Raw genomic sequence first — 25942 nt, forward strand, 5'->3', positions numbered from 1 at the left:
AATCGTCGGATTTCTGAACGCACATGAATTTGAAAAGGCGGGATTTTATCCCGCCTTTTTTATGTTATATCAATGGATTAGGCTGCGTATAGGAATCAATCTCTAACCGGCTTCATCCACGATCTTACCCAGTTAATCCGGCAGCCAACCGATGGGAACGTGCCCCTCATCGGCCGCCACACGACTCAACCATTTCGACACTGAAGGATAGGCCGAGAGGTCATAACCGCCACGATTCGCCTCATGCGTGTAGGCATAGAGCGCAATATCCGCGACACTGATGTTGTTCCCGGTGAAGTATGGCGTTTTCTGCAACTGGCTTTCCATGACGAGCAGCGCCTTATTGCCACCTTCCAGCGTCGCTGCCAGGCGTTCCGGCGTCGCATCCTTGGCTCGCTCTGGGTAGACCAGCAAAGCACGCCTGACGGCAATATTTGGCTCATGCGTATACTGCTCAAAGAACAGCCATTGATACATCAACGCACGATCATAAGCATCTTCCGGAATAAACCGGCTTCCCTCAGCGAGGTGCAGAAGGATGGCATTCGATTCTGCCAGAAGCCGGCCATCGTCAAATTCGAGCAGCGGCACCTTGCCATTCGGGTTCTTCGCCAGGAATTCCGGTTTGCGCGTTGAACCATCGGTTGAAGAAATGGAGATGTGCTCGAATGGCAACGCCAGTTTTGCCATCAAAAGCCGTGGCTTGTAGCAGTTTCCGGAATCGATTTGCGAATAGAGTTTTGGCATCGTGCTAGTCTCCTGTGGCGGGCGAATATTCCCGCTACTTCCCTCTCTGTCCAATCATTTTGATTGAAGCGTAATGCAAGCATCGCTGATGTTTGCAGCAATCCATGCCACACCCTGCACAGAAAGTGCACGATGTGAAGACCATCACCATGCTTTTGCTTGCGATTCTCCGGCCATTGCGACATAGCAGGCCCGCAAACCGTCTACCGGTCATCAAACCCTCGTTATTGGAGAACGATACCATGGCATTCCTCGCAGACGCCCTTTCCCGCGTGAAGACTTCCGCAACGATTGCGATCACCCAGAAAGCGCGCGATCTGAAAGCCGAGGGCCGGGATGTCATATCGCTTTCCGTTGGCGAGCCGGATTTTGATACGCCCGACAATGTCAAGGAAGCTGCTATCGCCGCTATTCGCCGCGGTGAGACGAAATACACCCCTGTCGCCGGCATCCCGCAGCTGCGCGAGGCTATTGTGCGCAAGTTCAAGCGCGAGAACGAGCTCGAATACAAGTCGAACCAGGTGATCGTCGGAACCGGCGGCAAGCACGTCATTTACAATGCGTTGCTCGCGACTCTAAACCCTGGGGATGAAGTGATCTGCGTCGCTCCGTATTGGGTGAGCTACCCTGAAATGGTGGCCCTGTGCGGTGGCACACCCGTCATCGTTTCAGCCGTCCAGGAGAACGAGTTCAAGCTGCAGCCGGAGGATCTGGAAAGGGTCATTACACCTAAAACCAAATGGATCATCATGAACTCTCCCTCTAACCCATCCGGCGCTGCATACAGCTGGGACGAGATGAAGAAGCTTACCGACGTCCTCATGCGCCATCCGCATGTCTGGGTGTTGACTGACGACATGTACGAACATCTGACCTATGGCGATTTCAAGTTCGTAACACCAGCACAGGTTGAAACGAACCTTTATGATCGCACGTTGACCATGAACGGCGTGTCGAAAGCCTACGCCATGACCGGTTGGCGTATCGGCTACGCTGCCGGTCCGCTGGAACTGATCAAGGCCATGGATATGGTGCAAGGTCAGCAAACCTCGGGCACAAGCTCGATCTCGCAATGGGCGGCAGTGGAGGCCCTCGACGGCACACAGGCCCACCTGACGGTCTTTAAGAAAGCATTCGAAGCGCGCCGCGATCTCATTGTCTCGATGCTTAACCAGACCAATTTCCTGGAATGCCCCAAGCCGGAAGGAGCCTTCTACGTCTATCCGTCCTGCGCGGCAGCAATCGGCAAGACCGCCCCGTCCGGCAAGGTCATTGCAACGGACGAGGATTTTGTGAGCGAACTGCTCGCGACCGAAGCCGTCGCGGCTGTGCACGGTTCGGCATTCGGTCTTGGACCGAATTTCCGCATCTCCTATGCCACGTCCGATGCCAATCTCGAAGAAGCCGGTAAGCGCATCCAGCGCTTCTGCGCCAACCTTCGCTGAGGCCAGCGAACAGGCAAGAATTGAGGGGCCCGTTGTGGCCCTTTTATTTTTGCGCGCCTCCCAAAGCTTCACAGTATTGTGTGACTCCAGTTGTCGAAAACTGGGTACGTTCAGTCGAAAACTGCACACAAGGAATGATCATGATTGCTATCCACCGAAAGCCCGGCTGGGCGCTTTCCGAAGCCCTGGCAACACCTGAAGACGTATTCCTCAATCGGCGTGCGATCCTCAAGGCCTGGGGCTTGGGTGCGCTGGTGGTTGCGACCTCCCCTCTGTCCGGAACGGCGCATGCAGAAGCCGAGCGCAAACCCGCAGGCAACCCTGCCCTTTATCCGGCGAAGCGGAATGAAGCCTACAAGCTTGATCGCAGCCTCACACCCGAAGAGATCAATTCGAAATACAACAATTTCTACGAGTTTGGTGGCGACAAGGACATCTGGACGGAAGCACAGACACTGATTACAAACCCTTGGGACATCGAGATCGACGGGATGGTGGACGAACCCTTCACGATAGCCTTTGCGGATCTCGAAACAAAAATCCCGCTGGAGGAGCGGCTTTATCGCCATCGCTGTGTCGAGGCCTGGTCAATGACAGTACCCTGGACCGGCTTCTCCCTGGCAAAACTCGTTGAACTTGCCAAGCCAACAGCATCCGCAAAATACATTCGCTTCGAGACGTTCAATGATCCCTCGATGGCAAGCGGACAGAACGGCTTCCTCTATACCTGGCCTTACGTCGAAGGCGTGACGATGGCAGAAGCCGCCAACGACCTGGCGTTCATCGTCACCGGAGCCTACGGCAAACCCCTGCTCAACCAGTTCGGCGCGCCCATACGGCTCGCCTTGCCCTGGAAATACGGGTTCAAGTCGGTGAAATCGATCCGCAAAATCACCTTCACTGATGAGCGTCCTGTAAGCTTCTGGGAGGGATTGGCTTCGAACGAATACGGCTTCTGGGCTAACGTTAACCCGGAGGTCGCGCACCCGCGCTGGAGCCAGGCACAGGAACGCGTGCTGCATACGGGAGAAACGGTGCCGACCCTGTTGTTTAACGGTTATGGCGAACAGGTTGCGTCGATGTACAAGGAACTCGAGAGCGAACCGCTCTATCGATGATGTACCGTGAATTTACCCCTGAAAAGAAAAGAGGCCGGACAATTGCCCGGCCTTAAGTTTTGAAGGGATGCCGTTTCCGGCGAAACCTCCAGAGGGGAACACTTGCGGGCGCGCAATGGGAGGAGGAGACGCACCGGCAAGTGATGTGGATATGAGGGTTTTAGCCGTTTATCGCAACACCCATTTGTGCAACGCACCCATGCGCCGAATGCATAGCACCAGTTTCCCTTGCAATATTGGAATGATCGTCAGCGGCATGGGAAAAACGGGTAATTTTATGCTGCCGCCAGGCGCTCGGCTGGAAAGAAAAACTTTTCGCAAAACCTCTGACCGATGCGCTCAATACGACCAGGTGCGCGCTTTCGAGAAAAGGAAATCTCGAAACACGTGCAATTTGGCAGCGTTTTTGATTCCTTCCGGATAGCAGAAGAACGTATCGAATGACGGCAGTTCCATTTCAGGCAGTAGCCGGACCAGCGTTGAATCCTTCTCCACCATGTAGTCCGGCAGCACACCGAGGCCGACACCCTTCTGGATCGCCCGCTTGATCGAGAGGAGGTTGTTGATCTGCAGGACTGCCGGCCGCAAATTGCCGTCTGACCGGCCGATCACCTCCAGCCAGTTAAGATTGGTCAGGTAAGAGGGCGCGGGCTCACCAAAGCTGACAATGCGATGCGTGTCGATCTCTTCGATACTTTCGATCTTGCCATACTTGGCAATATAGGCCGGCGATGCATAGACGTGCATGTGCACGGTAAACAGCCGACGCTGAATCAGATCTGGTTGCTGCGGCTGACGCAGGCGAATAGCGCAATCCGCATGGCGCATCGTCAGATCAAGCTCCTCATTGTCGAGTAGCAATTGCAGTTGCACTTCCGGGTAAAGCTCAATGAACTCCTGCACGCGCTCGATCAGCCAGCCTGAGCCAAGTCCGACCGTTGTGGTGACGCGCAATTTTCCGGATGGCCTGTCCTTGCTCTCGGTGAGACGCGAGCGGACATTTTCGAGCTTCATCAGCACTTCATGAGCCGTGCGGTAGAGAACCTCGCCCTGCTCGGTAAGGATAAGTCCACGGGCGTGGCGGTGGAACAGCGGTACGCCAACGTCCTGCTCAAGTGCACTCACCTGGCGGGAAATAGCCGATTGCGACAAATGCAGCGTCTCAGCGGCATGGGTGAATGACCCCGCCTCCGCAGCAGCATGAAATATTCGCAGCTTGTCCCAATCAAGCGACATCGCGCAATTTCTCCCCGTTCTGACCACGCATATCGTGGTCAGCTCCAATTATTGGCTGCTATTCAGCAGCTTCGCGTACTGGTTCCTGAGCAGCAAGCCAACGTTCGGCTTCGAGAGCTGCCATGCAGCCCATCCCGGCCGCAGTGACCGCCTGACGATAAATATCGTCAGTGACATCGCCAGCAGCATAGACACCTGAGACGTCCGTTGCAGTCGAGTCTGGCGCAGTCCAGAGATAACCATTCGGCTTATGCTTGAGTTTCCCCTTAAAAAGCTCAACGGCCGGTGCATGGCCGATGGCAACGAAGACACCATCAGTAGCCAGGTCTGTCGTCTCGCCCGTCTTCACATTCTTCAGCCGCACGCCGGATACCGATGCTGGTAGCGGCGCCTTGGCTTCTGTACCGGTGATCTCATCAACGACACTGTCCCAAACGACTTTGATGTTCTCTTTTCTGAAAAGACGGTCCTGCAGGATTTTTTCCGCACGGAAGTGATCGCGACGATGCACGACCGTGACCGACTTAGCCAGATTGGCAAGGTAAAGTGCTTCTTCCACCGCAGTATTGCCGCCGCCGACCACCACAACATCTTTGTTGCGATAAAAGAAACCATCGCATGTAGCGCAGGCGGATACGCCGAAGCCCATGAACGCCTGTTCTGTCGGTATGCCGAGCCATTTTGCCTGCGCACCCGTGGCAATGATGAGGGCGTCACATGTATATTGCGTACCGCCATCACCAACGAGGCGGAACGGACGAACGGACAAATCGACCTCAGTGATGATGTCATGCACGATCTCGGCGCCAACATGCTCAGCCTGGATACGCATTTGATCCATCATCCAGGGGCCCTGAACTGTATCGGCATAGCCCGGATAATTTTCCACATCGGTCGTGATCATCAACTGCCCGCCCTGCTGCAGGCCGGCCACGATAACCGGCTTCAGGTTTGCGCGGGCCGCATAGATCGCTGCGGTGTAACCGGCGGGACCGGAACCGATGATAAGAACGGGCACATGGCGCTGTGACATAACAAGACCTTGAATTATTGTCGGTTCGAGCCACGATAGGTGGCTTAAACCGGGGTTCGCTTTCAACCGCCATAAAGTAGTGGTTCAGACCCCTTTGTTGCAAGGTCTGTGCGCAACATAGGCGCGTTAGCCACAGCTTGTACGTTTGATTGCGGATCTCCAGCGCGTTGTACCGTCTGCCGGAACAGGTTATGACGCATCAGATGTCAAAATTGCGGTCTGGGGCTCTCGTATTCTTCGTATGCATCTTCCAGTGTTGAACCTGTTTGCAACCGGCGCGGGATGTGATTACACAGCGCGGGGAATCGCCTATGGTGACCACAATTCTCTTGGGACAGGATAGAATATGCCTTTGAAGGCGGACCTCGATGCGATCGACTGGAAAATCCTGAAACAGCTGCAGGATAATGGCCGGATCACCAATGTGGAACTGGCTGAACGCGTCGGTATTTCGGCGCCGCCGTGCCTGCGCCGGGTGCGCAAGCTCGAGGAGAGCGGCGTCATTCAAGGTTATCGGGCTATTCTCAACGGCTCGATCCTGGGTCAGGATATTGTCGCCTTTTGCATGATCCGCCTGCATCGCCAATCGGATGCCGATCTGAAAAGTTTCGCAGAAAAGACGCGGGACTGGATTCTGGTTCGCCGCGCCTGGATGGTATCGGGCGAGTCGGATTTTCTGCTCCACTGCGTCGCCAGCGACCTCAGCACGTTCCAGAACTTCGTCATCGAAGAATTGACGTCGACGCCGAATGTCGATTCCGTACGCACATCGCTGACCATCCGGTCCGTCAAGAACGAACCCCTGATGGTACTCTAGAGCCGTTTGCGTGTCAGGCTGTGGAAATACAGGCTGACACGATAGCAAGGCCGCAGGATCTCCCGGCCCAGCCGCGCCAAAACGGTCTTGTTCTTGCCCTGAACCACCGTTCCGCCAAGATTGAAATCAATCTCGCGAATGGTGATCGGACGCGCTGAAAGTATGCGGATCGGGTGCAACCAGCGCATCTGGATCGTCGTATCGACGGGCCGGTCGAAACGTTCGGTTGCCGCAAGCAGCGCGGCCGCCGCATCACGTCCGACGAGTTGCATCTGCATCCCGAGGCCCGGCAATGCCGGCTCTATAAGGCTGTTTGTACCGGCCCGGGCAACTTCTGGCCCCTTCTCACCCCGCGGCCAGCGCGGAAAGCGGATATAGTCGCTTTGCTTCACGCTATCCATGGCAAGCTTCAATTGCGTGGCAAAAGCTGCATCGTCCACATCGACATCGTCCTCTATGATGAGGCCGGCATCGAGATTGCGGTTGACGATTGCTTGCCAGGCCTTGCGATGCGATAGAAAGCAGGCAACTTCTGACACACGCAGCGCAAATGGATAATGCGGGCTGTGCAGCGAGCGGCTATAGACGGCCCGCACCTCGTCATCGCTCATGTCCAGCGCGTCCAAAGCTTCGACGATCTCTGCTTTGACTGGCAAGCGCCTGATCAATCCGCGAACATGTTCTCCACGCTTCTCCGCCCGTCCAAGATGGATGATGAAAGCCGCAACCGTCACAGCTTCGATCCGCTGTCGAACATGTTCTCATAGACTTCAAGGATCTTGACGGCTTCCTTTTGCAACGGGAAGTTTTCCCGGACATGGGCAAGCGCCGATCTGCCAGCGCTTTCACACATAGCTGGATCCGCAAGGTAAGGTGCAATGGCCGCCTCGAGCGCAGCACCATCGCCGGCGGTAACGACAGTTCCGGTTCCAGCCTCGATCATCTCGGCATACGCACCGGCATCGCTCGCCACGACAGCCGTTTGTGACGCCATGGCTTCAAGCGGCGTTAGGCCAAAACCTTCATTGCGCGAAGGCGCCACATAGAGGGTCATCCTGCGATACCAGAGGCGCACATCAGGCACCTCCCCCAGGAACAGGATGCGATCCGCGAGTCCCGCTTGCGCAATTTTGTCACGGAGCGCTTGTTCAAAGCCCTTGTTTTCCGTGGTCGTGCGGCCAGTCATGACCGCTGTCCATCGCGGGTGCTGCGGCAATAGATTGATCATCGCATCAACGAAGAGATCCGTACCTTTAGAAGGCCGGATGCGTCCCGAACAGCCAACCAGAAGTTCTCCCGGAAGGCCTGAGGCCGCAAACCTGTCCTGTTCATCCTGTGGTGGATGGAACAGGTCTGTATCGACACCGTGCATAATGACCGTGTGGGGCACTTTCAGGAAACTGCCAGACTTGCCACTCGTGGCAATCACCGCGTTCATTTGCCGGATCAGCCATTTGGTGAAAGGCTTGTGATCCCGTTGCGCAGCCGAAGTGAACAACAGCTTCAATCTCATGCGCAGCACCGAGCGCATAAGAATCCCGGCAATCATCTCATTGTTGCGGCGCGCGTGCCAGATGCGAAATGGTCGGGTCCTCGGCTTGAACCAAAGAGCTGGAACCGACATCCAGCCAATACTCGGCAGTGCCGCGGGCAATCCCGGACCCATGGTGACAATATTGAGGCCATTGGCCCGCTGCAACGGAATGAGTTGAATGATCGTCGAAGTGACTCCGGAAAGCTCTCGCTTGAAATTCGGAGCGATCACTTCGACGCTGTTCACGCTATCGGCAGACACCGATTCAGACGAATCTGAAGCCGATGATTTCGTAAGACCGGGCACCACCCGGTGCATTGACCTCGATCGTCTCACCCTCGCTCTTGCCGATCAGCGCGCGCGCAATCGGCGATGAAATGGAAATGCGTCCGGCTTTCGGGTCTGCCTCCTGATCGCCAACAATCTGATAGATCCGCTTCTCTTCGGTATCCTCGTCGATCAGATGGATCGTGGCGCCAAACTTGATCTTGTCGCCTGAAAGCTTTGATATATCGATGATTTCGGCGCGAGCGGTATAATCCTCAAGCTCGCCCACGCGGCCTTCATTATGGCTCTGCGCTTCCTTGGCGGCATGATACTCGGCATTTTCCGAAAGGTCGCCATGGGCGCGCGCTTCCGAAATTGCCTGGATGATGCGCGGCCGCTCTTCCTGTTGGCGCCAGCGCAATTCTTCCTTGAGCTTATCAAACCCAGCCTGTGTCATCGGGACCTTTTCCATGCCCTCTCCTTTCGTAGTCAGTACCGAACGGCGCCTTATCGGGTAGCCGCGCGGCACAAAAAGAAAACGGTCACCGAAGCTCAAACTTCGGAACCGTTCAGTCATCCGTCCCTCAATATAGCACTGTTTCGGGCAATTTCACGAAGAAAGTGGAAAATGTCGCAACTCACGGCTTGTTCTTAGCCGGCTGGTGGAGCCGAGGCATCATTCACATCACTGTGAGACGACGGATGAGTGGATTATGCGCAAAATACGGCATGCTTTGCCGAACGACAAAAGGATAGTCATTAATGAATTCGGGATTTAGAGCCTTATCCGTCAGCGTGTTCACCACCCTGATTGCCGCTTCTTGCGTCACTGCTTCCGCGAAGGACTTCAAGACCGAAAAAGTAACTGTTTCGACGGAAACAGTTGCAGGCAGTCTCAACCATCCGTGGAGCCTTGCCTTTCTGCCGGATGGCGCCCTCCTCGTGACCGAACGGGTCGGCAACATGCGCATCATCACCAACGGCAAGGTTTCGGAACCAATCGCCAACGTACCCAAGGTCGCAGTCATGGGTCAGGGTGGATTGCTCGACGTTGCGCTCGCCCCCGACTTCCCGACAAGCGGCGGAATTTATTTCACCTATTCACAACCGGGCAAGGGGGGAGCCGGAACGGCATTGGCAAGCGCGAAACTTGTCCGCGACCAGAATGGCGCAGCACTTGAAGATGTATCCGTGCTCGTTTCGATGAACCGGAAGAGCAGGAGAGGACAGCATTTCGGCTCGCGCATCGTTGTAGCGCCCGACGGCAAGCTGTTCGTCACCATGGGTGAACGGGGCGAGCAACGGCGTGCACAGGATTTCAGGGATCATGCAGGTTCTGTGCTACGCATCAACGCGGATGGCTCCATTCCGGCAGACAATCCGTTTGCCGATGGAAAGCTGGGCCTTCCGGAGCTCTGGTCCAAGGGCCACCGTAACCCGCAAGGCGCATTTTGGGACCCCGTCACGCAATCACTGTGGACCGTAGAGCATGGCGCAATGGGTGGCGACGAGGTCAACCAGCCGCAGCCAGGAAAGAATTATGGCTGGCCAGTGATAACATATGGCAAGGATTACTCGGGCGCGAAGATTGGTAAGGGTACGGCGGCCAAAGGCTATGAGCAGCCGCTTTACTACTGGGACCCGTCGATCGCGCCTTCGGGGGCCGCAGTCTATGAGGGGGCAATGTTTCCCGAATGGAAAGGCGACCTCCTTGTCGGGTCACTCAAGTTCGAATTGCTATCGCGCCTCGACCGCGATGAAAAAGGCGTGATCACGGGCGAAGAGCGGATTTTCGACGGCGAGTTTGGGCGTATACGCGATGTTCGGGTTGCTCCTGACGGCTCAGTCTACCTCCTCACCGATGAAAGCAATGGAGAAATCATCCGCTTGAGCCGCACACCTCAGACCTGATTCAAATCCGCTTGCTGCCGTGTGTCGTAGCCATTACAGATTCGCCGCGGCGGGGACAGGGTATCCGCGGAGAATCATCATGACGCACGGCCGTGCCAATATTTTGCTGCTTGCTGCTGGAGCTATCTGGGGCCTCGGTTTTGTCGCGCAATCCAGCGCCATGAGCAGTGTTGGCCCCTTCATGTTTGTTGCCGTCCGATTCCTCTTGGCGGCTCTGACCGTCCTCCCCTTCGCAGTCCGCGAAGAAAAAAATTCCCACGAAAAGCTGACACGCTCGGACTATTACGGATTTTTCTTCATCGGCGTGCTGCTTTTTTCCGGCGCAGCACTCCAGCAAATCGGCATAATGACAACGTCGGTTACCAACTCAGGCTTCCTGACCGGGCTTTATGTCGTGATGGTGCCATTCCTGGCCGTCTTGCTGTTCTGGCAGTGGCCCCATCCTGTGGTGTGGCCCTGCGCCATGACGGCGCTTGCAGGCATTTATTTGTTATCCGGCGGTCAGCTCGATGGATTGGCGATCGGCGACTGGTTGACAGTTGCCTGCGCTGCGTTCTGGGCACTTCAGATCATTTTCGTCAATCGCATTGCAATCAAGAGCGGCAGACCGATCATGCTTGCACTCGTGCAATTTGTCGTATGCGGTGTCCTCGGCCTCATCATCGCGCTCGGGACCGAACGCACCGAAGTCTTTTCAGTGCTGGCAGCCGCACCGGAGATCCTCTTTGCTGGTATATTCTCTTCCGGAATTGCCTTCACGCTGCAGGCAGTCGGTCAACGTTTCACAACCGCACCACAAGCTGCCATCATGTTGTCTTCCGAAGCGCTCTTCGCTGCACTTTTTGGCGCCCTCATACTTGGAGAACGCATGTCGATCCAGGGGGCAGTTGGCTGCGCCCTCATCTTCGTCGCAATGATTGCAGTCGAGCTTGTTCCGGCTCTGCGCAGCCGGGCCGATGTCAGGCCTTGAAAATCAACGTTGCCCCACCGGCTATCAGGGCGAATCCCGCCACATGCTGCCAAGTGAACGATTCCTTCAGGTAAAGGACAGAGAACACGCTGAAGACAACCAGCGTGATCACTTCCTGCATGGTCTTCAGCTCCGCCGTCGAATAGACCGCGTGTCCAATACGATTTGCGGGGATCGCAAACCAGTATTCAACGAGTGCGATACCCCAACTGCCGAAGACCACTGGGGTCAAAGGTGCAGCCGGGTACTTCAGATGACCATACCAGGCGAAGGTCATGAACACGTTCGACACTATGAGCAGCAGGATGGGCATGATGGAGGGTGAAAGGAAGGTTGACATCATTGGCTCATTTGGGAGGAAAGGAGAGACTGCAGTTCCACCTAATTGCATTGCCGCATGCAATGAAATCAAGCCACAACCGCGCGCGCCGTATTTCTGACGCAGGTCTTAAGGCCAGCGCTGACCTTTCCTTTACAATTTATAACTAGTTTTAGCTGCATCAGGCAAGGGGATGTGGTGACATGAGTTTTGCGTTGTCGTCCGCTAGGCGCTTGAGGCGCATGTCAACGATCATGGTTCTGTGTTCATGCACGGCGCTCAATGCTTGCGGCATGGGCGATGTCAGACGCCCGATGGCTGACGTCGGGAGCAGCACGGACACGGCTGTAGCTGAGCAATCCCTGGCCAGTGAGGAGAACCAGCAGGTAGCAACAGAGGATACTCAGAGACTGGTTGTACCAGAGAGCGAACAGATGGCGAGCGAGGAGCTGCAGCCGCTGTCGACACCGGACGATCAGCAAATTGCGAACCAGGATACCCAGTTACCGTCCACCCCTGAACCCGATCCAGTCATCAACGAAGAAAACCAGGACGATAGCCATGGTTATCCGGGCGGCATAAGCGATCCGATAGCCCGGGGTGAAAACCTTTATGCCATGTCCAGCAGCGAGGTCGCCTGCCGGACCCAGCTGAAACGGCTTGGCGTTGTCTTCCAGGAACGCGAACCGATCAACGATGGAGGCGTATGCCGTATCGATCATCCGCTTAGAGTCAGCGGTTTCTCGAGCGGTCGGATCAAACTCAAGCCGAGCGCAACGTTGAACTGCCAGATGACGCTGGCATTTGCGCGCTGGGTCAAGGGCGATCTCTCACCTTCTACGCGACTTCGCTATCTCTCCGGGATCAACACGATTCACCAGGCGTCGAGCTATTCCTGCCGTACCATGAGCAATCAACGCGGGCGAAGCATGTCTGAACATTCCAAGGGCAACGCACTCGATATCGCGAAGATCACCCTCAACAATGGTCGCGATATTAAGGTACAGAAGCCCGGCTTCTTCGCCTTCCGCCAGCGCGGGCTGCTAAATTCCGTGCGCTCAGACGCGTGCGATTATTTCACAACTGTTCTCGGCCCTGGCTACGACAGGTTCCACCGCGATCATTTCCATTTTGACCTGATGCAGCGCCGCACCGGGCGCCGCGCCTGTCGCTGAGCAAGAACAGAACGCTTTTATAAGCATGTCATTCCGACTGAACCGGATGATCCGCTTCCGCTCGTCCCCAATATTCCAGATCATGAAAATTGATCGGCCGACTTGCATGAAGACGAAGGCGCAAGCGAACACCGTTCCGCGTTCTCCGAACGCCGTGGGAATTGACGTGGAAAGCACAAGACCCGCCAGCATCAGCACGAACAGCATGATCCGCCCCGGCAGCGTGGCCGGGTCGAGCCAGTTGTTACACCACATCGTATAGACCCAGACCCACCAGATCGCTGCGAGCATCAACGCACTTTCGGCAAGACCTTTAATGCTCAGGTCGTGCAGTAGCAGATGCGATATTTGAGTGATTGCGAAGACAAAAACGAGATCGAAGAACAATTCGACAAAGTCGACTTTCGCGCTGTTGGCTTCATCGCGCGTGCGTGAGTATGAATTGCGCCAAAAAATGCCACGTTTTTGCCCCAATTTTCGAACGCATTTTTCCAGAAATGGTATGTCTTTTATCAAAATGAGGATCGTTTGATCCTGGAATTTTACAAGAATCGTATTCGACATTACCGATAACGACACGAACTTACCATGTCTCTGTGCATGATGATTTGCAATGCCACCGAAGTTCTCATCTGAGAACATATTCCTATAACGCTACTGCCAAATGGGACTTGCCACGTGCTTTTCATATCTTCTTTAATGGGCAGAATCGCACATTACAGGAGGACAATATGCGTTTCACCGACCGCTATCCGATCATCGTCACCACTCGAAAAGAAGCGTGCCGTGACTTCTGGATCAAGCACTTGGGCTTTGTCAGCGGCTTCGACAGCACGTGGATCTCCTGGCTCACAACCGAGGACCAGTCGGCCTCCATCGCCTTTATGACACCCGACCATCCGTCCGCCCCGCCCGGCCCCGAGTCTTTCAGCGGTAAAGGCATGTGCTTCGAACTACAGGTCGACGATGCCAAGGCTGTGTTCGAAAACATCAGCGCTACCGGCCTTGAGATCGAGTATCCGTTGACTGACGAGCCTTTCGGTCAGCGCCGCTTCGGTTTCCATGATCCTTCTGGCCTGTGGATCGACATAGTCGAACAGACTGAAGCAGAAGCAGGGTTCTGGGATAAATATTTGATCGGCAGCCAGAGCTAGCCGTTAGGTCTCCGGCACGGGTGTCGGCTTGCCTTCCTTATCGAGCGCAACCATGACAAAGTCGGCATGGGTAACCAGTTCCATCAGATCCGACAGATAACGCTGTGCCCATGCCTCGACCTTCAAGACGATCGATGTGCGTCCGACATGGGCGATATGCGTGTAGATACAGAGCGTATCGCCGATCTTTACGGGCTTGGCGAAAGCCATTTCCTTGACCGCAGCTGTCACCACGCGCCCGCGTGCTCTTTCCGCTGCCCGGATGCCACAGGACAAATCCATCTGCGCCATAACCCAGCCACCGAAAATATCCCCCGCCGCATTGGCATCGGCTGGCATGGCGAGGGTGCGCAGGGTCAGTTCGCCAATCGGCTTGGTCTTTTCGGTCAATTCCGGTCTCCGTAGGTGATTGCTGGTTCGGTCAATGATGCGGTGCGCCAATAGGATTGAAAAGGGGGTATGTGCAACAACTGTCGGAAACCCGACATACCGGGTCGTTGCGCGGTTTCAGGATCGTTCCTGGCCTGGCCTAGTCTGTGTCGGTAACGAATTTCGGAGGGATCCATGAAAATCACCGATGTCAAAACCTTCGTGGTCGGCAATCCGCCACCAGCGTTTGGCGGGACCTGGTTTCTCTTCGTCAAACTTACAACAGACTCCGGTGTTGTTGGCTACGGCGAGGCCTACAATTCCACCGTCAGTCCGCAAGTGATGCGCATGGTTGTTGAAGACGTTGCGGAACGCTGGCTCGTCGGAGAAGACCCGCATCACATTGAGCGCTTCTTCCGTCGCGCCTATTCCGCCGGTTTTACCCAGCGACCGGATGTGACCATCATGGGCGCGGTATCGGCGCTTGAGATGGCCTGCTGGGACATTATCGGCAAGGAAGCAGATAAGCCCGTCTACGAGTTGCTTGGCGGCAAGGTGCACGAGAAACTCCGCAGCTACACCTACCTTTATCCCAAGCCCGAACTTGGCGAGACATCCGCCATCTACTGGAATGCCGAGGCATCGGCGGAGCGCGCCGCAGAATATGTCGCGCAAGGCTACACTGCCGTGAAGTTCGACCCCGTCGCTCCTTATACGTCGTTTGATCCACGCCAGCTTTCTCTCGAGCAACTCGACCTTGGCGAGAAATTCGTTCGCCTTGTTCGCGAGGCTGTCGGCTCCAAGGCAGATCTGCTGTTTGGCACGCATGGCCAGATGACTCCAACGAGTGCCGTCAGACTGGCAAAGCGGCTAGAACCCTATGATCCGCTTTGGCTTGAAGAGCCAGTCCCGCCAGACATGCCCGAGCACATGGGCTACGTGCAGCAACACACATCCATCCCGGTCGCTGCCGGCGAACGCCTGACGACGAAGTATGAGTTTCAACGCTTGCTGGTGAATCGGGCGGCCAATGTCCTGCAAATGAATCTTGGCCGTGTCGGCGGGATCCTCGAAGCCAAGAAGATTGCAGGTATGGCCGAAACGTTTCATGCGCAGATCGCGCCGCACCTCTATTGCGGTCCCATCGTCGGCGCCGCCAACATTCAGATCTCAACGTGCAGCCCAAATTTCCTTATTCTCGAATGCATCCAGGCCTTTAGTGGTTTTCATGCCGATATCCTGAAGAAACCGATCCGTTGGGAAGACGGCTATATCATTCCATCACCGGAACCAGGACTCGGAGTCGAGTTGAATGAAGCAGTTGCAGAAGCCAACGCTTATGACGGGCACGAACTTCACCTCAACATGGGACGCGATCCTTTGATCTTCTGAGTGCAGCTCGATGGCACAAAAAGCGCGCAAAATACAAAATTGTCGCATACAAACTTTATGCCATGAATCCGCTGTATTTCCCCGGAGAATCTGCTCATATATCAATTGCATTCCGCCCGTTTTGAAAGCCCGTTCCGTGCCTCTCCATATTGAGCTTATCGGCAGTCTCGCTGCCGTAATCACTACCTTGTGCTGGGTCCCGCAGATTATCAAGATTGTGCGGCATCGCGAGACAGCAAGCATTTCCCTAGTGATGAATGTCTCGCTCGTGCTTGGTGTCTTTCTGTGGTTCATTTATGGAATGATGATCGGTTCCTGGCCAGTGATAGCGGCGAATGGAGTGACACTGCTGCTTATCCTGACGATTTTGGGCCTAAAGCTGCGCTACGGCTGATCCCCCCGTTTGCCATTCCAGATTGAATGGATCCTGAAAATACAATTTCAAATGCGTTTCGCTGCCTTGCAGTCACCTGCATGCTGAAAAGAGATTTCATTTCAGCAAGTAGATTGCGGACTTATGGCAGCCATATTTCACATAAAATCAAAGATATACACGAACTGCGATTACGATAAGCGCTTTCTCTTTCGCGAGAAATATCAAGACATTGTTCGCGATAGGATAGGCGACTGGGTTATTTATTATCTGCCGATGCCGCGTGCCGGCAGACGCCTGACGCGCCCCGCAGGATACTTTGCTGCGGCATGTGTCGCATCAATACACGCCGCGACCGACAACCCAGGCTATCGCGAGGCCAAGCTTGAGCAGTTCTTCGAATTCCCGGAGCCGGTTCCATTCAGCATTCGGGACGTTTCATTCGGTCCTATCCTGTATTTCGAGGACAGCATGTTGGAGAGCGACGGATCAGTAAATGCGTCGCTTGCCCAACAGGAAGTCAGGGCTATCTCTGATGAGAACTTTTATCGGATTATCGAAGCGGCTTTCGGCAAAGCCGTCCTTGAAGATGAGCCGGCGCTTCCACAAGGATTCGCAGAAGATGCGCCGACAGCTTCCGAACGCACGCGAATACTGACGTCCCGTTCACTTCGGGATCGAGCGTTCAGGCATCTGGTTGGAAATGCTTACGGGATGACCTGCGCCATGACCGACATATCGATGCAGGCACCAGACGGGACATTTGAAGTTGAATGCGCACACATCATGCCGGTCGAGGCGGGAGGCCCCGATTCGGTCAGCAACGGCATCGCACTTTCCCGCTGCATTCACTGGATGTTCGATAAAGGCCTCCTCTCGATCGACGCCGATTACCGGATATTGAAATCCCGTCGCTACTTCGAACCCCAGGTCGATAAATTGTTGAATGGATCGGGACGGATTGCGCTGCCAGAAGATGACAGTCATCGTCCTCATCCAGAGTTTTTGCGCTATCATCGCGAGAGCATTTTCCGGCGTTGAAGCACGATCAACGGTGACCTCGCTCCTGACAACACTGTGTCAGTAGCCTGTCGGGAACTGTGACTTTTCGCTACCCAGGTCTTCCCATTTTATCGGACTCCTCCCATATTCAACCTATGGTTAAATCTCCTGACAAGTATAACGTCGACGGTTTCGGCGAAATGCCCCAACCCGAACTGGAAGGCGCACCGCTGTCCGGTTCGATCAGCGATTGGGCCAAGCAAATCACCGATGAAACAGCCAAATCCGCACCGAAAGCGTCCAAGCCAAGGAAGGCCGGGAGTTCGCAATCCAGTACGTCGCGAACATCGCGTGGCACGTCAATTGGTGGGTCAACCGATCCAAAAACACGCGCCGCAGCAGGGCTCAATCCTGTAGCAGGACTTGATATCGGTCTGGAAGACGCCGGTAACATCATGCCCGGTGGCGCCACCGCCACGGTTGCCGCACTTACCGCATTGATCGAGAGCGGCAATCCGCTGTTCAAGAATGGTATGGCCTGGCAGCCCCACCGGCCCGCACGGCCGGAAAAATCGGAAGGCGGCATCCAGATAAGGATGGAAACCGACTTCCAGCCTTCGGGCGACCAACCGACTGCGATCCAGGACCTCGTTTCCGGTATCAAGGACGACGACAGGACACAGGTCCTGCTTGGTGTCACTGGTTCCGGCAAGACATTTACGATGGCGAAGGTGATCGAAGCGACACAACGCCCTGCTTTGATCCTTGCTCCGAACAAGACGCTTGCTGCACAGCTCTACGGCGAATTCAAATCGTTCTTTCCGAACAATGCGGTCGAATATTTCGTTTCCTATTACGATTACTATCAACCGGAAGCCTATGTGCCGAGGTCCGACACCTATATCGAGAAGGAATCCTCGATAAACGAGCAGATTGACCGGATGCGTCACTCGGCTACCCGCTCGCTGCTTGAGCGCGACGATGTGATTATCGTCGCCTCGGTATCCTGCATTTACGGTATCGGCTCTGTCGAAACCTATACCGCCATGACCTTCGAAATGAAGATCGGCGACCGTCTCGACCAGCGGGCGCTGCTCGCGGATCTGGTGGCGCAGCAATATAAACGGCGTGAGATGGATTTCACCCGCGGTTCGTTCCGCGTGCGCGGCGACACGATCGAGCTCTTTCCTGCCCACCTTGAGGATCGAGCCTGGCGTATTTCAATGTTCGGCGACGAGATTGAGGCAATCACAGAGTTCGATCCACTCACCGGCCAGAAGACAGGCGATCTGCGCTCGGTGAAGATTTATGCGAATTCGCACTATGTGACACCGCGTCCAACGCTCAATCAGGCTGTCAAGTCGATAAAGGAGGAGTTGAAACATCGCCTTGTCGAATTGAATGCGGCGGGGCGTCTGCTCGAAGCGCAACGACTCGAACAGCGCTGTACATTCGACCTGGAGATGTTGGAAGCAACTGGCTCCTGCGCCGGCATCGAAAATTATTCGCGCTATCTGACGGGCCGCAAACCCGGAGAGCCGCCACCCACGCTGTTCGAATATATTCCTGACAATGCACTCGTTTTCATCGATGAGAGCCACGTGACGATTCCGCAAATCGGCGCCATGTACAAGGGCGACTTCCGCCGCAAGGCAACGCTGGCCGAATATGGATTCCGCCTCCCGTCCTGCATGGACAACCGCCCGTTGCGGTTTGAAGAATGGGACGCCATGCGGCCGCAGACCGTCGCTGTGTCCGCAACACCCAGCACGTGGGAGATGGAAGAGTCTGGCGGCGTTTTCGCCGAACAGGTCATTCGGCCGACAGGCCTGATCGATCCGCCCGTCGAAGTGCGCCCGGCCAAATCCCAGGTGGATGACGTCCTTGGTGAAATTCGCGAAACAACGGCAAAAGGTTACCGTACGCTTGTCACCGTTCTGACCAAGCGAATGGCGGAAGACCTGACAGAGTACTTGCATGAGCAGGGTATTCGCGTGCGCTATATGCACTCTGATATTGACACGCTGGAGCGCATCGAGATCCTGCGCGATTTGCGACTTGGCGCCTTCGATGTGCTTGTCGGCATCAATCTGCTGCGTGAAGGTCTTGATATTCCCGAGTGCGGCTTTGTTGCTATCCTGGATGCTGACAAAGAAGGCTTCCTGCGTTCGGAGACCTCGCTGATCCAGACCATTGGTCGTGCCGCGCGTAACGTCGATGGCAAGGTCATCCTTTACGCCGATCACGTCACTGGCTCTATGGAGCGGGCGATGGCGGAAACAAATCGCCGCCGCGAGAAGCAGGAAGCCTATAACACCGAGCATGGCATCACGCCGGCCAGCATCAAGAAAAACATCGGCGACATCCTCAACAGCGTCTACGAGCGTGACCACGTTCGCGCCGATATTTCCGACTTCACTGATTCCGGCGCGATGATGGGCAATAACCTGAAGGCTCATCTCGAACATCTGATGAAGCAGATGCGCGATGCCGCCGACGATCTCGACTTCGAAGTCGCTGCCCGCCTGCGCGACGAGATCAAGCGTCTGCGCGAAATGGAATTGGCGATTTCAGACGATCCAATGGCACGGGAGGTCGAGATGGAAAGTCCGGTCACTGGCCGCACCAAGGGCAGGCATAACGCCGGGCGCGCGATGCACCGTGTGGTTACCGACGAGGGCGACAAGGATTCGGCACTGTTCCGCAAACCGCACCTCGACGAAATGGGCGGAGACACGACGCGCCCTCTCGGACCCGGCGTCTTCCGCAAGAATTCGCTGGATGAGATGACTGTCGGGCGCACGGAGAAACCGGTGATCGGCAACGTCCCGGCAAAGCCGGCCTTTACCGGAACCAACCGTAACGATCATACAATCATCCGCCGCGAGCGAACGGGTGCGGGCTCCTACGAAGACGCCGGTGATGCGCGCAAGAAGCGCAGACCAGGCAAGACCGGGCGTCCAGGGAGGTAGTTGTTTTTGGCAGCCCTACTTGCTGCCAAATATCACCTGGCAGGCCCTCAGTATCTCATCGGCAAACTCCGGGTCATCGACGGCACGCCAAAACACCAGCGTGCCGACCAAGCCTGCCATCGTCGCAATCGCCTTTTCGCGCCTGGCCGCCTCCATACGCAATCGATCTGCTGCACCGCGCGTAGCCGGATTTCCATGACGGACGGCAGTAGTTAGGTACCGAGCCATTTGACAATCAGCGACTGCAACACAGTTGCGGCCACTGCTTCGTCGAGATTTCCGCGTACCATCTCCCGGGAAACCGCTTCTGCCGCACCTATGATCCCGACACATCGCAGACGAAGTTCATTGCTCGAAAGATCGGTGTAAGGTGTCAAGGTCGCGCGGTATAGGTCAATGTAACTGTCGATCAGGCTCGTCTGAAACTTTTCCATTTCCTCGTCGCCCTTGAGCGCAGCAGAAATCGCTGACCATTCCGGGCCGATGGAACGATAGCATGCCATGTAGGCTGCGCTCATGATCCGAGCCACTTCCTCAAGTTGCTTTGGTGCTCCCTTGATTGCTGCGACCAGTTCATCGACCTGCCTTTGGTCCAATCGTTCGTAAAGGGCGATTAGCAGGCCCGCACGAGTGCCAAAGTGCTCATAGGCGATCGGCTTGCTCACGCCCGCCTGCTCGGCCAGATATCCAAGGGTTAGAGCATCGGTACCCTGCTCCCGAACGATGGAAAGAGCCGTGTCTAGAAGCTGATCTCGCCTCTGCGTTTTCGGCATTTTCTTTGCTGATACGTTTGTCATCCTCGCCTTCACTCTCAAGTTGCGCGTCCGCAGAAATTTTTGATCAGTCGACTCTTGTTTTATTACCAATAGTAACTTACTAATAGTAATATGACAAACGAACAGAGGAATCAGCCTCTCGCAAGCACGTTTGTCCAGTTTAAAGAAGGAGTCGAGATTATGTCATCACCTATTACGAGGCCGGTTCTGATCATCGGCGGATCAGGCATCGTCGGTGCGAAAGCAGCACAAACGCTGCGCCAGCTTCACCCCGAATTGCCCATTGCCATCGGGGGCCGCGACCTCACCAAAGCGATGTCAGTCGCGGAACCGTTGGGAAACGCTACTGCGGTCATGATTGACCTGGGCCGGAATGATCTCGGCCAAGACGAGATCAGTTCCTACAGCGCAGTCGCGGTATTCGTGAAGGACGACACGCTCAACAGTATGAAATATGCACAAGCTCATGGCTTGCCGTATCTCAGTGTCTCTAGTGGTGTTTTTGAAGTCGGTCCGGAAATGGCCCTCGCGATCCGCAGGCCCGAGAGCGCGCCCATTCTTATGGCGAGCAACTGGCTGGCAGGCGCTGCCACCTTTCCCGCACTACAAGTTGCCCGTGACTTCCGAGCCATCGATCACATCTCAATTACCGTCGTCCTTGACGAGGAAGACATGGGCGGGCCAGCGGCATTTGCGGACTTTCAACGGTTGACGGAGTCCGCTCCAAATCCCCTGCTCCTCAAGGACGGTCGTTGGAACTGGGCTAAGGGCGAGGATGCAAAGCGGAAATTCATCGACATCGATGGCACAGAAGTTGAAGCAAATGCTTATTCGCCACTCGATGTTCTCAGTCTTTCTACTGCGACCAATGCAAGATCCATTCACTTCGATCTGGTCTATGGTGTCTCGGCGAGCCGCCGGAAGGGTGAAGCATTTTCAACGGAGATCGCCATTGAGTTGAGCGGCGAATTGTCGTCGGGCAAGCAAGCGCGCAGGCGGCTGGATATCGTTCACCCCCACGGTCAGGCACCACTGACAGCCTTGCACGTCGCACTCGGAATTGAACGCCTTCTCGGTCTTTCCGGTGGCGCTCCGGTCAAACCCGGCCTTTATCTGCCGGATCTATTAATGGATCCAGATAATGTCGTCGACCGCATGAAAGAGTTCGGTGCTCTGTTCTACCAAAAGTAACATCAAACCAGCTGTGGGTTTCTTGCCAAAAATGGCCCATGGCAGGCGCAAGTCTCCGTAAGGGGTGCTAAGGACTCTGCGCGCCGCATCGCGCGCGGAATCACTTGAGCACCTGGAGAACTGATGAAAGTCAACATCGACATGGGGGCGGCGCCTGCCGGCGCGAAGGCCATGCTCGATCTGGAAGAGCTCCTGGCAACCCGCCTGCTCGTCCAGGGCAATTCCGGCTCAGGCAAATCACATCTCTTGCGGCGCCTGCTCGAGCAAAGCGCACAATGGGTCCAACAGTGTGTCATCGATCCGGAGGGCGACTTCGTCACCCTGGCCGACAAATACGGTCACGTAGTTGTCGACGGCGCTCGCACCGAACATGAACTGACCCGCATTGCTGCGCGCATCCGCCAGCACCGCGTTTCCGTCGTGCTTGATCTCGAGGGACTGGATGTCGAACAGCAGATGCGCTGTGCCGCAGCCTTTCTTGGCGGCCTTTTCGATGCAGAGCGCGACTATTGGTACCCTATGCTCGTCGTTGTTGACGAAGCGCAACTTTTTGCACCAGCCGTGGCCGGAGAAGTGTCTGACGAGGCGCGAAAACTGTCGCTCGGGGCCATGACCAATCTGATGTGCCGTGGCCGCAAGCGCGGTCTTGCCGGTGTTATCGCCACCCAGCGGTTGGCCAAACTTGCGAAGAACGTTGCCGCTGAAGCATCCAACTTCCTGATGGGACGTACCTTTCTCGATATCGATATGGCGCGTGCTTCTGATCTGCTCGGTATGGAACGGCGTCAGGCAGAGCAGTTCCGCGACCTGGCACGCGGCCATTTCGTAGCCCTCGGCCCTGCGCTGTCCCGGCGACCATTGGCTGTAACCATCGGTCCAGCTGAAACTTCTGCCCGCTCATCAAGCCCCAAGCTCACCCCGCTACCGCAGCCCGGGGAGGATACCCACGATCTGATTTTCACACCAGCTCCGGAGGAACGCCGTGCCATTGTCCGCCGTGCGCCTCCGCCACCAGCACCGACACCGACACCGACCGTAGACATTCTCAACCAGCTCTCTCAGGCCAAGGTGATGACGCAAGTCGAAACGTCTGCGCCAACGCTTTTTCCCGAAATTGATCAGGCAGAGCGCAACAGTCTCATCGACGCGGTCATGCATGAGATGCTCACCGATCCTGATGCGTCGTTCCGTTCCGATGCCGTTCTCTACCAGGACTTTCTTGTTCGTTGCCGAATCCGCCGTGTACCAGGTGACGCGCTGGCATTACCCGACTTCCGCCGCAGGCTTGCGGTTGCTCGAGCTGGTATCGACGGCGAAACAGCCCAAAGCGAGCCCTGGCAACAGGCGCTAGAACTGTCCAAAACCCTACCTGATGACGTTCAGGGGGTGTTTTTCATCGTGGCGCAAGCCGCTGTAACCCATAGTCCCTGCCCTTCGGACGCAACTTTGGCGCGAGCCTACGGCACGCATTCGACCCGGCGCGCCCGGCGGCTGCTTACCTATTTCGAGGAGCAGGGTCTGATTGTCGTTCGCACCGATTTCACCGGCAATCGTATAGTCGCATTCCCGGATCTCGCCTGCGAAACCACTGCCGGCGACCCGAACGGTCCCGATGAAGGCGGGCAGGAGCAGTACGCCGCCGAATAGTCAGCCGATCTCTGCGAGCAAAGGCAACAGTTCTCCCAGATGCTCGATCTGCCTGAATCGCTGCTCAGCAACCGGGGCCTCGACATGCTCGAGGACCCAGGTCAATTCGTGTGGCACAAATATACCCCAGCTCCCCGCCTCAATCGCCGGAACCACATCGGATTTCAGCGAGTTGCCGATCATCATGGCTCGTTCGGCGCCGTCACCGTGGCGACTGAATACACGCTCATAGGTCGACTTATCCTTGTTGCTCACAATCTCGACGGCATCAAAGAAATCTCCGAGACCTGACTGCGCCAGCTTGCGTTCCTGATCGAACAAATCCCCCTTGGTAATGAGAACGAGCCGATACTGATCCGCCAATTGTTCCAGGGTTTCCCGGACATGCGGTAATGTTTCGACCGGATGACGCAGCATTTCGCGACCGGCGGCGAGAATCTCAGCAACAACCGAAGTTGGGAGCTGACCCTCAGTCACTTCAACCGCAGTTTCGATCAATGACAGCGTGAACCCCTTTATGCCGAAACCATAGAGGTCGAGGTTGCGTTTCTCGATCGCAAGCAATCGGTTTGACAGGTCATCGATATTAGCATGGGCCGACAGCAGATCGGCAAAATGCCTTTCAGACGCCCGGAAGAATTGTTCATTCTGCCAAAGCGTGTCGTCTGCGTCGAAGCCGAGGGTGGTGATAGAGGAAGGCATGTCAGCAGCGCCCTCTGCCAATAACTTGGTAGCCGGCACTGCGAGCCTCGCAGGCATTGCCAAACGATTGAATGGAGTCTCCCCTGCGTCCGCAGACGGGTTCGTACTGCTGCGTGCACATGCTGGGAACACTTGGCTCAGTGGGCCGATCCGGCCGGCCGCTCCAGCCACCGCCAGGTCTGTTCCCCTGATAGCTGCATTCGCCCGAGCTGATGATGCGAAAGCTCCGCGAACGTGCTTCGCAAGCATTGCCAAATGTCTGACGCACCGATCCGCGAACTCCACACACTGGAGCAAATTCTCGCGTGCAGAACTGAGGGCTATCAGAACCCGGGTAGCCGGGTCCGTTCTCTTCCACTGAGACCGTACAGCTCGCGATTATAGCTGCACCGGCGATCAGCATACCAATCTTCCGGAAATTTGTTGTCCCCGCTTGCATGACCACTCCCTTCATTCAAACGTTACGCAATCCGATCAAAAGATGGAATCAATGCGCATGAACCTCTTACCAGAATTAAGGCCGTGGTTTATGCCTGTATGCTGCGTGAAGGGGATGATAACAGGGTGACTCGGCTCAGACAGCTCGGTTTGATCGCGGCGTTTCTACTTCTGCCCTCGCTTGACGGCTGGTCAGCAGACAATCCGTCCGTTTCAACACCAGCAAAGCCGCCTACTCCAACAGTCGGCCAGATCTGCGCAGCCATAGCAACACATGCCGACGGCCATGGGGTTCCTCGCGATTTCTTCGCGAGGCTGATTTGGAAAGAAAGCCGCTTTGATGTCGCGGCGACAAGCCCAGTCGGCGCGCAGGGCATAGCCCAGTTCATGCCCGGGACCGCGAAAGAGCGAAATCTTGACGATCCTTTTGACTTCACCAAGGCCCTGCCCGCCTCGGCGGCTCTTTTGAAGGACCTGCGCAAATCCTTTGGTAATTGGGGTCTGGCAGCCGCGGCTTATAATGCCGGGCCAACAAGGGTTGCAAATTGGCTGTCGAGTGGGGGCTTCCTTCCACTGGAAACGGAAGAGTATGTCCTCGATATCACCGGGCGTTCGGCGGACGATTTTGCAGCTGGTTCTGAAATAAATGTGCGCCCACTCAATGCAAAGCTTACCTTTGATGCGGCATGCCGCCAGCTGCCGATTGTCCGTTTTGCAACGATAGCCATGGCTCAGATCAAACCCAAACCGTGGGGTATCCAGATTGCCGGTAATTTCCGCCATTCGGCGGCGGTCGGTCAACTTCATCGTTTGCGCCGCAGTTTTCCAGCAATCCTCAATGCGCATGAACCGGTAATCAGCCGTAAACGGTCTGCCATGGGACGTCGCGGTATCTACGCCGTGCGCATCGGTGCTGACAGTCGAAGCGAAGCCAATCAGATCTGTGCCCAGCTGCACAATGCCGGAGGCGCCTGCATCGTGCTGCGCAACCGATAGCCAGCAAGTTGCGATACGACGGTACTTGGAATGACACAGGCGCCTCACTACAGAGGCGCCAGACTAGAATTTTCTACCTATAAGTATCTAAGCTGCACAGCTGTTCGATATAATCGTCTAAATTGTAGAAAAACTTTTGCTTGCCAAAAAACACTTATTCTAGCAGTCTCAAAGCGTTCGGGCATTTGCGAACACTGGAAGACTGGAAGAACGGCGCGCCGGAACCGCAAGAATACCGGGTCGGGAGTAATCCCGGCAATGATCGGCTCCTTTCCTGAATTCGAGAACTGCCTGCATGACTTCCGCCGAACGTAGCTTACAGAAGGCGGCACTACCAATCCCGCAAACCCGGAGGGGG

General features: G+C 55.8%; 27 protein-coding genes. 14 read left to right on the forward strand and 13 right to left on the reverse strand.

The window, feature by feature from the left end:
- Positions 1–132: 132 nt before the first annotated feature.
- Positions 133–747 carry a glutathione S-transferase family protein gene (locus CU102_RS07225; protein ID WP_106710407.1) on the reverse strand — a complete coding sequence of 205 codons (615 nt, stop codon included), beginning with the start codon at positions 745–747 and terminating at the stop codon, positions 133–135.
- Positions 748–989: 242 nt separating this feature from the next.
- On the opposite strand from CU102_RS07225, the gene CU102_RS07230 reads away from it, so the two are divergent.
- On the forward strand, positions 990–2192 hold the full coding sequence (locus CU102_RS07230) for a pyridoxal phosphate-dependent aminotransferase (RefSeq protein WP_106710509.1): 1203 nt from the start codon (positions 990–992) through the stop codon (positions 2190–2192).
- 140 nt (positions 2193–2332) lie between these two features.
- Positions 2333–3310 carry a protein-methionine-sulfoxide reductase catalytic subunit MsrP gene (msrP, locus tag CU102_RS07235; RefSeq protein ID WP_208113827.1) on the forward strand — a complete coding sequence of 326 codons (978 nt, stop codon included), beginning with the start codon at positions 2333–2335 and terminating at the stop codon, positions 3308–3310.
- A gap of 339 nt (positions 3311–3649) precedes the next feature.
- Here msrP and CU102_RS07240 read toward each other — a convergent pair whose 3' ends face one another.
- Positions 3650–4546, reverse strand: a complete 897-nt coding sequence (locus CU102_RS07240; RefSeq protein WP_106710409.1) for a LysR family transcriptional regulator — start codon at positions 4544–4546, stop codon at positions 3650–3652.
- Between the two features lie 58 nt (positions 4547–4604).
- Entirely contained in the window at positions 4605–5579 is a 975-nt protein-coding gene (trxB, locus tag CU102_RS07245) for a thioredoxin-disulfide reductase (protein ID WP_106710411.1), read from the reverse strand.
- 346 nt (positions 5580–5925) lie between these two features.
- On the opposite strand from trxB, the gene CU102_RS07250 reads away from it, so the two are divergent.
- Complete coding sequence (locus CU102_RS07250; protein WP_106710413.1) at positions 5926–6396, forward strand: Lrp/AsnC family transcriptional regulator; 471 nt, start codon at positions 5926–5928, stop codon at positions 6394–6396.
- On the opposite strand, the gene CU102_RS07255 is transcribed toward CU102_RS07250, so the two are convergent.
- From CU102_RS07255 to greA, 3 genes are read right to left on the reverse strand one after another with little or no spacing between them, the layout of a single operon-like run.
- Positions 6393–7130, reverse strand: coding sequence for a glycosyltransferase family 25 protein (locus CU102_RS07255; protein WP_106710415.1), 738 nt, complete (start codon positions 7128–7130; stop codon positions 6393–6395). The genes CU102_RS07250 and CU102_RS07255 overlap by 4 nt on opposite strands.
- The gene (locus CU102_RS07260) at positions 7127–8176 is read right to left on the reverse strand and encodes a glycosyltransferase family 4 protein (protein ID WP_245425260.1); all 1050 of its coding nucleotides are present in this window, start codon (positions 8174–8176) and stop codon (positions 7127–7129) included. Before CU102_RS07260 ends, CU102_RS07255 begins: the two co-directional genes overlap by 4 nt.
- 19 nt (positions 8177–8195) lie before the next feature.
- Positions 8196–8669 (reverse strand): transcription elongation factor GreA, encoded by a 474-nt coding sequence (gene greA / locus CU102_RS07265; protein ID WP_106710511.1) that lies wholly within the window; start codon positions 8667–8669, stop codon positions 8196–8198.
- Between the two features lie 290 nt (positions 8670–8959).
- Here greA and CU102_RS07270 point away from each other — a divergent pair, with 290 nt between their 5' ends.
- A complete protein-coding gene (locus CU102_RS07270) occupies positions 8960–10108 on the forward strand; it encodes a PQQ-dependent sugar dehydrogenase (RefSeq protein WP_106710418.1) in 1149 nt (382 codons plus the stop codon).
- Between the two features lie 79 nt (positions 10109–10187).
- Positions 10188–11078, forward strand: coding sequence for a DMT family transporter (locus CU102_RS07275; RefSeq protein WP_106710420.1), 891 nt, complete (start codon positions 10188–10190; stop codon positions 11076–11078).
- Here CU102_RS07275 and CU102_RS07280 read toward each other — a convergent pair.
- On the reverse strand, positions 11068–11418 hold the full coding sequence (locus tag CU102_RS07280; protein ID WP_106710512.1) for a DMT family protein: 351 nt from the start codon (positions 11416–11418) through the stop codon (positions 11068–11070). The genes CU102_RS07275 and CU102_RS07280 overlap by 11 nt on opposite strands.
- A gap of 182 nt (positions 11419–11600) precedes the next feature.
- Here CU102_RS07280 and CU102_RS07285 point away from each other — a divergent pair, with 182 nt between their 5' ends.
- Positions 11601–12572, forward strand: coding sequence for an extensin-like domain-containing protein (locus CU102_RS07285; RefSeq protein ID WP_106710422.1), 972 nt, complete (start codon positions 11601–11603; stop codon positions 12570–12572).
- Here the strand turns inward: CU102_RS07285 and CU102_RS30955 are convergent.
- On the reverse strand, positions 12456–13214 hold the full coding sequence (locus tag CU102_RS30955; RefSeq protein WP_342588742.1) for a low temperature requirement protein A: 759 nt from the start codon (positions 13212–13214) through the stop codon (positions 12456–12458). The two genes, CU102_RS07285 and CU102_RS30955, sit on opposite strands and share 117 nt — an antisense overlap.
- An 89-nt stretch (positions 13215–13303) precedes the next feature.
- Here CU102_RS30955 and CU102_RS07295 point away from each other — a divergent pair, with 89 nt between their 5' ends.
- Entirely contained in the window at positions 13304–13726 is a 423-nt protein-coding gene (locus CU102_RS07295) for a VOC family protein (RefSeq protein ID WP_106710424.1), read from the forward strand.
- Positions 13727–13729: 3 nt separating this feature from the next.
- Here the strand turns inward: CU102_RS07295 and CU102_RS07300 are convergent, their stop codons facing one another.
- Positions 13730–14065, reverse strand: a complete 336-nt coding sequence (locus CU102_RS07300) for an acyl-CoA thioesterase (RefSeq protein ID WP_106710514.1) — start codon at positions 14063–14065, stop codon at positions 13730–13732.
- Positions 14066–14290: 225 nt separating this feature from the next.
- Between CU102_RS07300 and CU102_RS07305 the strand changes: the two genes are divergently transcribed.
- The 4 genes from CU102_RS07305 (at position 14291) to uvrB (ending at position 19834) form a co-directional block, all read left to right on the forward strand.
- Positions 14291–15487, forward strand: a complete 1197-nt coding sequence (locus CU102_RS07305) for a mandelate racemase/muconate lactonizing enzyme family protein (RefSeq protein WP_106710426.1) — start codon at positions 14291–14293, stop codon at positions 15485–15487.
- A gap of 136 nt (positions 15488–15623) precedes the next feature.
- A complete protein-coding gene (locus CU102_RS07310; protein WP_245425261.1) occupies positions 15624–15881 on the forward strand; it encodes a SemiSWEET family sugar transporter in 258 nt (85 codons plus the stop codon).
- 123 nt (positions 15882–16004) lie between these two features.
- Complete coding sequence (locus tag CU102_RS07315) at positions 16005–16901, forward strand: HNH endonuclease (RefSeq protein ID WP_106710430.1); 897 nt, start codon at positions 16005–16007, stop codon at positions 16899–16901.
- Positions 16902–17017: 116 nt separating this feature from the next.
- Positions 17018–19834: an excinuclease ABC subunit UvrB gene (gene uvrB / locus CU102_RS07320; protein ID WP_106710432.1), complete on the forward strand. Its 2817-nt coding sequence runs from the start codon at positions 17018–17020 to the stop codon at positions 19832–19834.
- Positions 19835–19849: 15 nt separating this feature from the next.
- Here the strand turns inward: uvrB and CU102_RS29395 are convergent, their stop codons facing one another.
- Together CU102_RS29395 and CU102_RS07325 are read right to left on the reverse strand one after the other, a co-directional pair.
- Positions 19850–20062 carry a hypothetical protein gene (locus CU102_RS29395; protein ID WP_133624529.1) on the reverse strand — a complete coding sequence of 71 codons (213 nt, stop codon included), beginning with the start codon at positions 20060–20062 and terminating at the stop codon, positions 19850–19852.
- Entirely contained in the window at positions 20047–20631 is a 585-nt protein-coding gene (locus tag CU102_RS07325) for a TetR/AcrR family transcriptional regulator (protein ID WP_106710433.1), read from the reverse strand. Before CU102_RS07325 ends, CU102_RS29395 begins: the two co-directional genes overlap by 16 nt.
- Positions 20632–20790: 159 nt before the next feature.
- Between CU102_RS07325 and CU102_RS07330 the strand changes: the two genes are divergently transcribed.
- On the forward strand, positions 20791–21801 hold the full coding sequence (locus CU102_RS07330) for a saccharopine dehydrogenase (protein WP_106710434.1): 1011 nt from the start codon (positions 20791–20793) through the stop codon (positions 21799–21801).
- A gap of 123 nt (positions 21802–21924) precedes the next feature.
- Positions 21925–23448, forward strand: a complete 1524-nt coding sequence (locus CU102_RS07335) for a helicase HerA domain-containing protein (protein ID WP_106710436.1) — start codon at positions 21925–21927, stop codon at positions 23446–23448.
- Here CU102_RS07335 and CU102_RS07340 read toward each other — a convergent pair whose 3' ends face one another.
- Positions 23449–24150, reverse strand: a complete 702-nt coding sequence (locus CU102_RS07340; RefSeq protein WP_106710438.1) for an HAD family hydrolase — start codon at positions 24148–24150, stop codon at positions 23449–23451.
- Between the two features lies 1 nt (position 24151).
- Positions 24152–24604 (reverse strand): Kazal-type serine protease inhibitor domain-containing protein, encoded by a 453-nt coding sequence (locus tag CU102_RS30960; RefSeq protein WP_342588743.1) that lies wholly within the window; start codon positions 24602–24604, stop codon positions 24152–24154.
- Positions 24605–24714: 110 nt separating this feature from the next.
- On the opposite strand from CU102_RS30960, the gene CU102_RS07350 reads away from it, so the two are divergent.
- On the forward strand, positions 24715–25584 hold the full coding sequence (locus CU102_RS07350) for a lytic transglycosylase domain-containing protein (protein WP_425351530.1): 870 nt from the start codon (positions 24715–24717) through the stop codon (positions 25582–25584).
- Positions 25585–25942 lie beyond the last annotated feature (358 nt).

The sequence above is a fragment of the Phyllobacterium brassicacearum genome (genome assembly GCF_003010955.1).
GTDB lineage: Bacteria > Pseudomonadota > Alphaproteobacteria > Rhizobiales > Rhizobiaceae > Phyllobacterium > Phyllobacterium brassicacearum.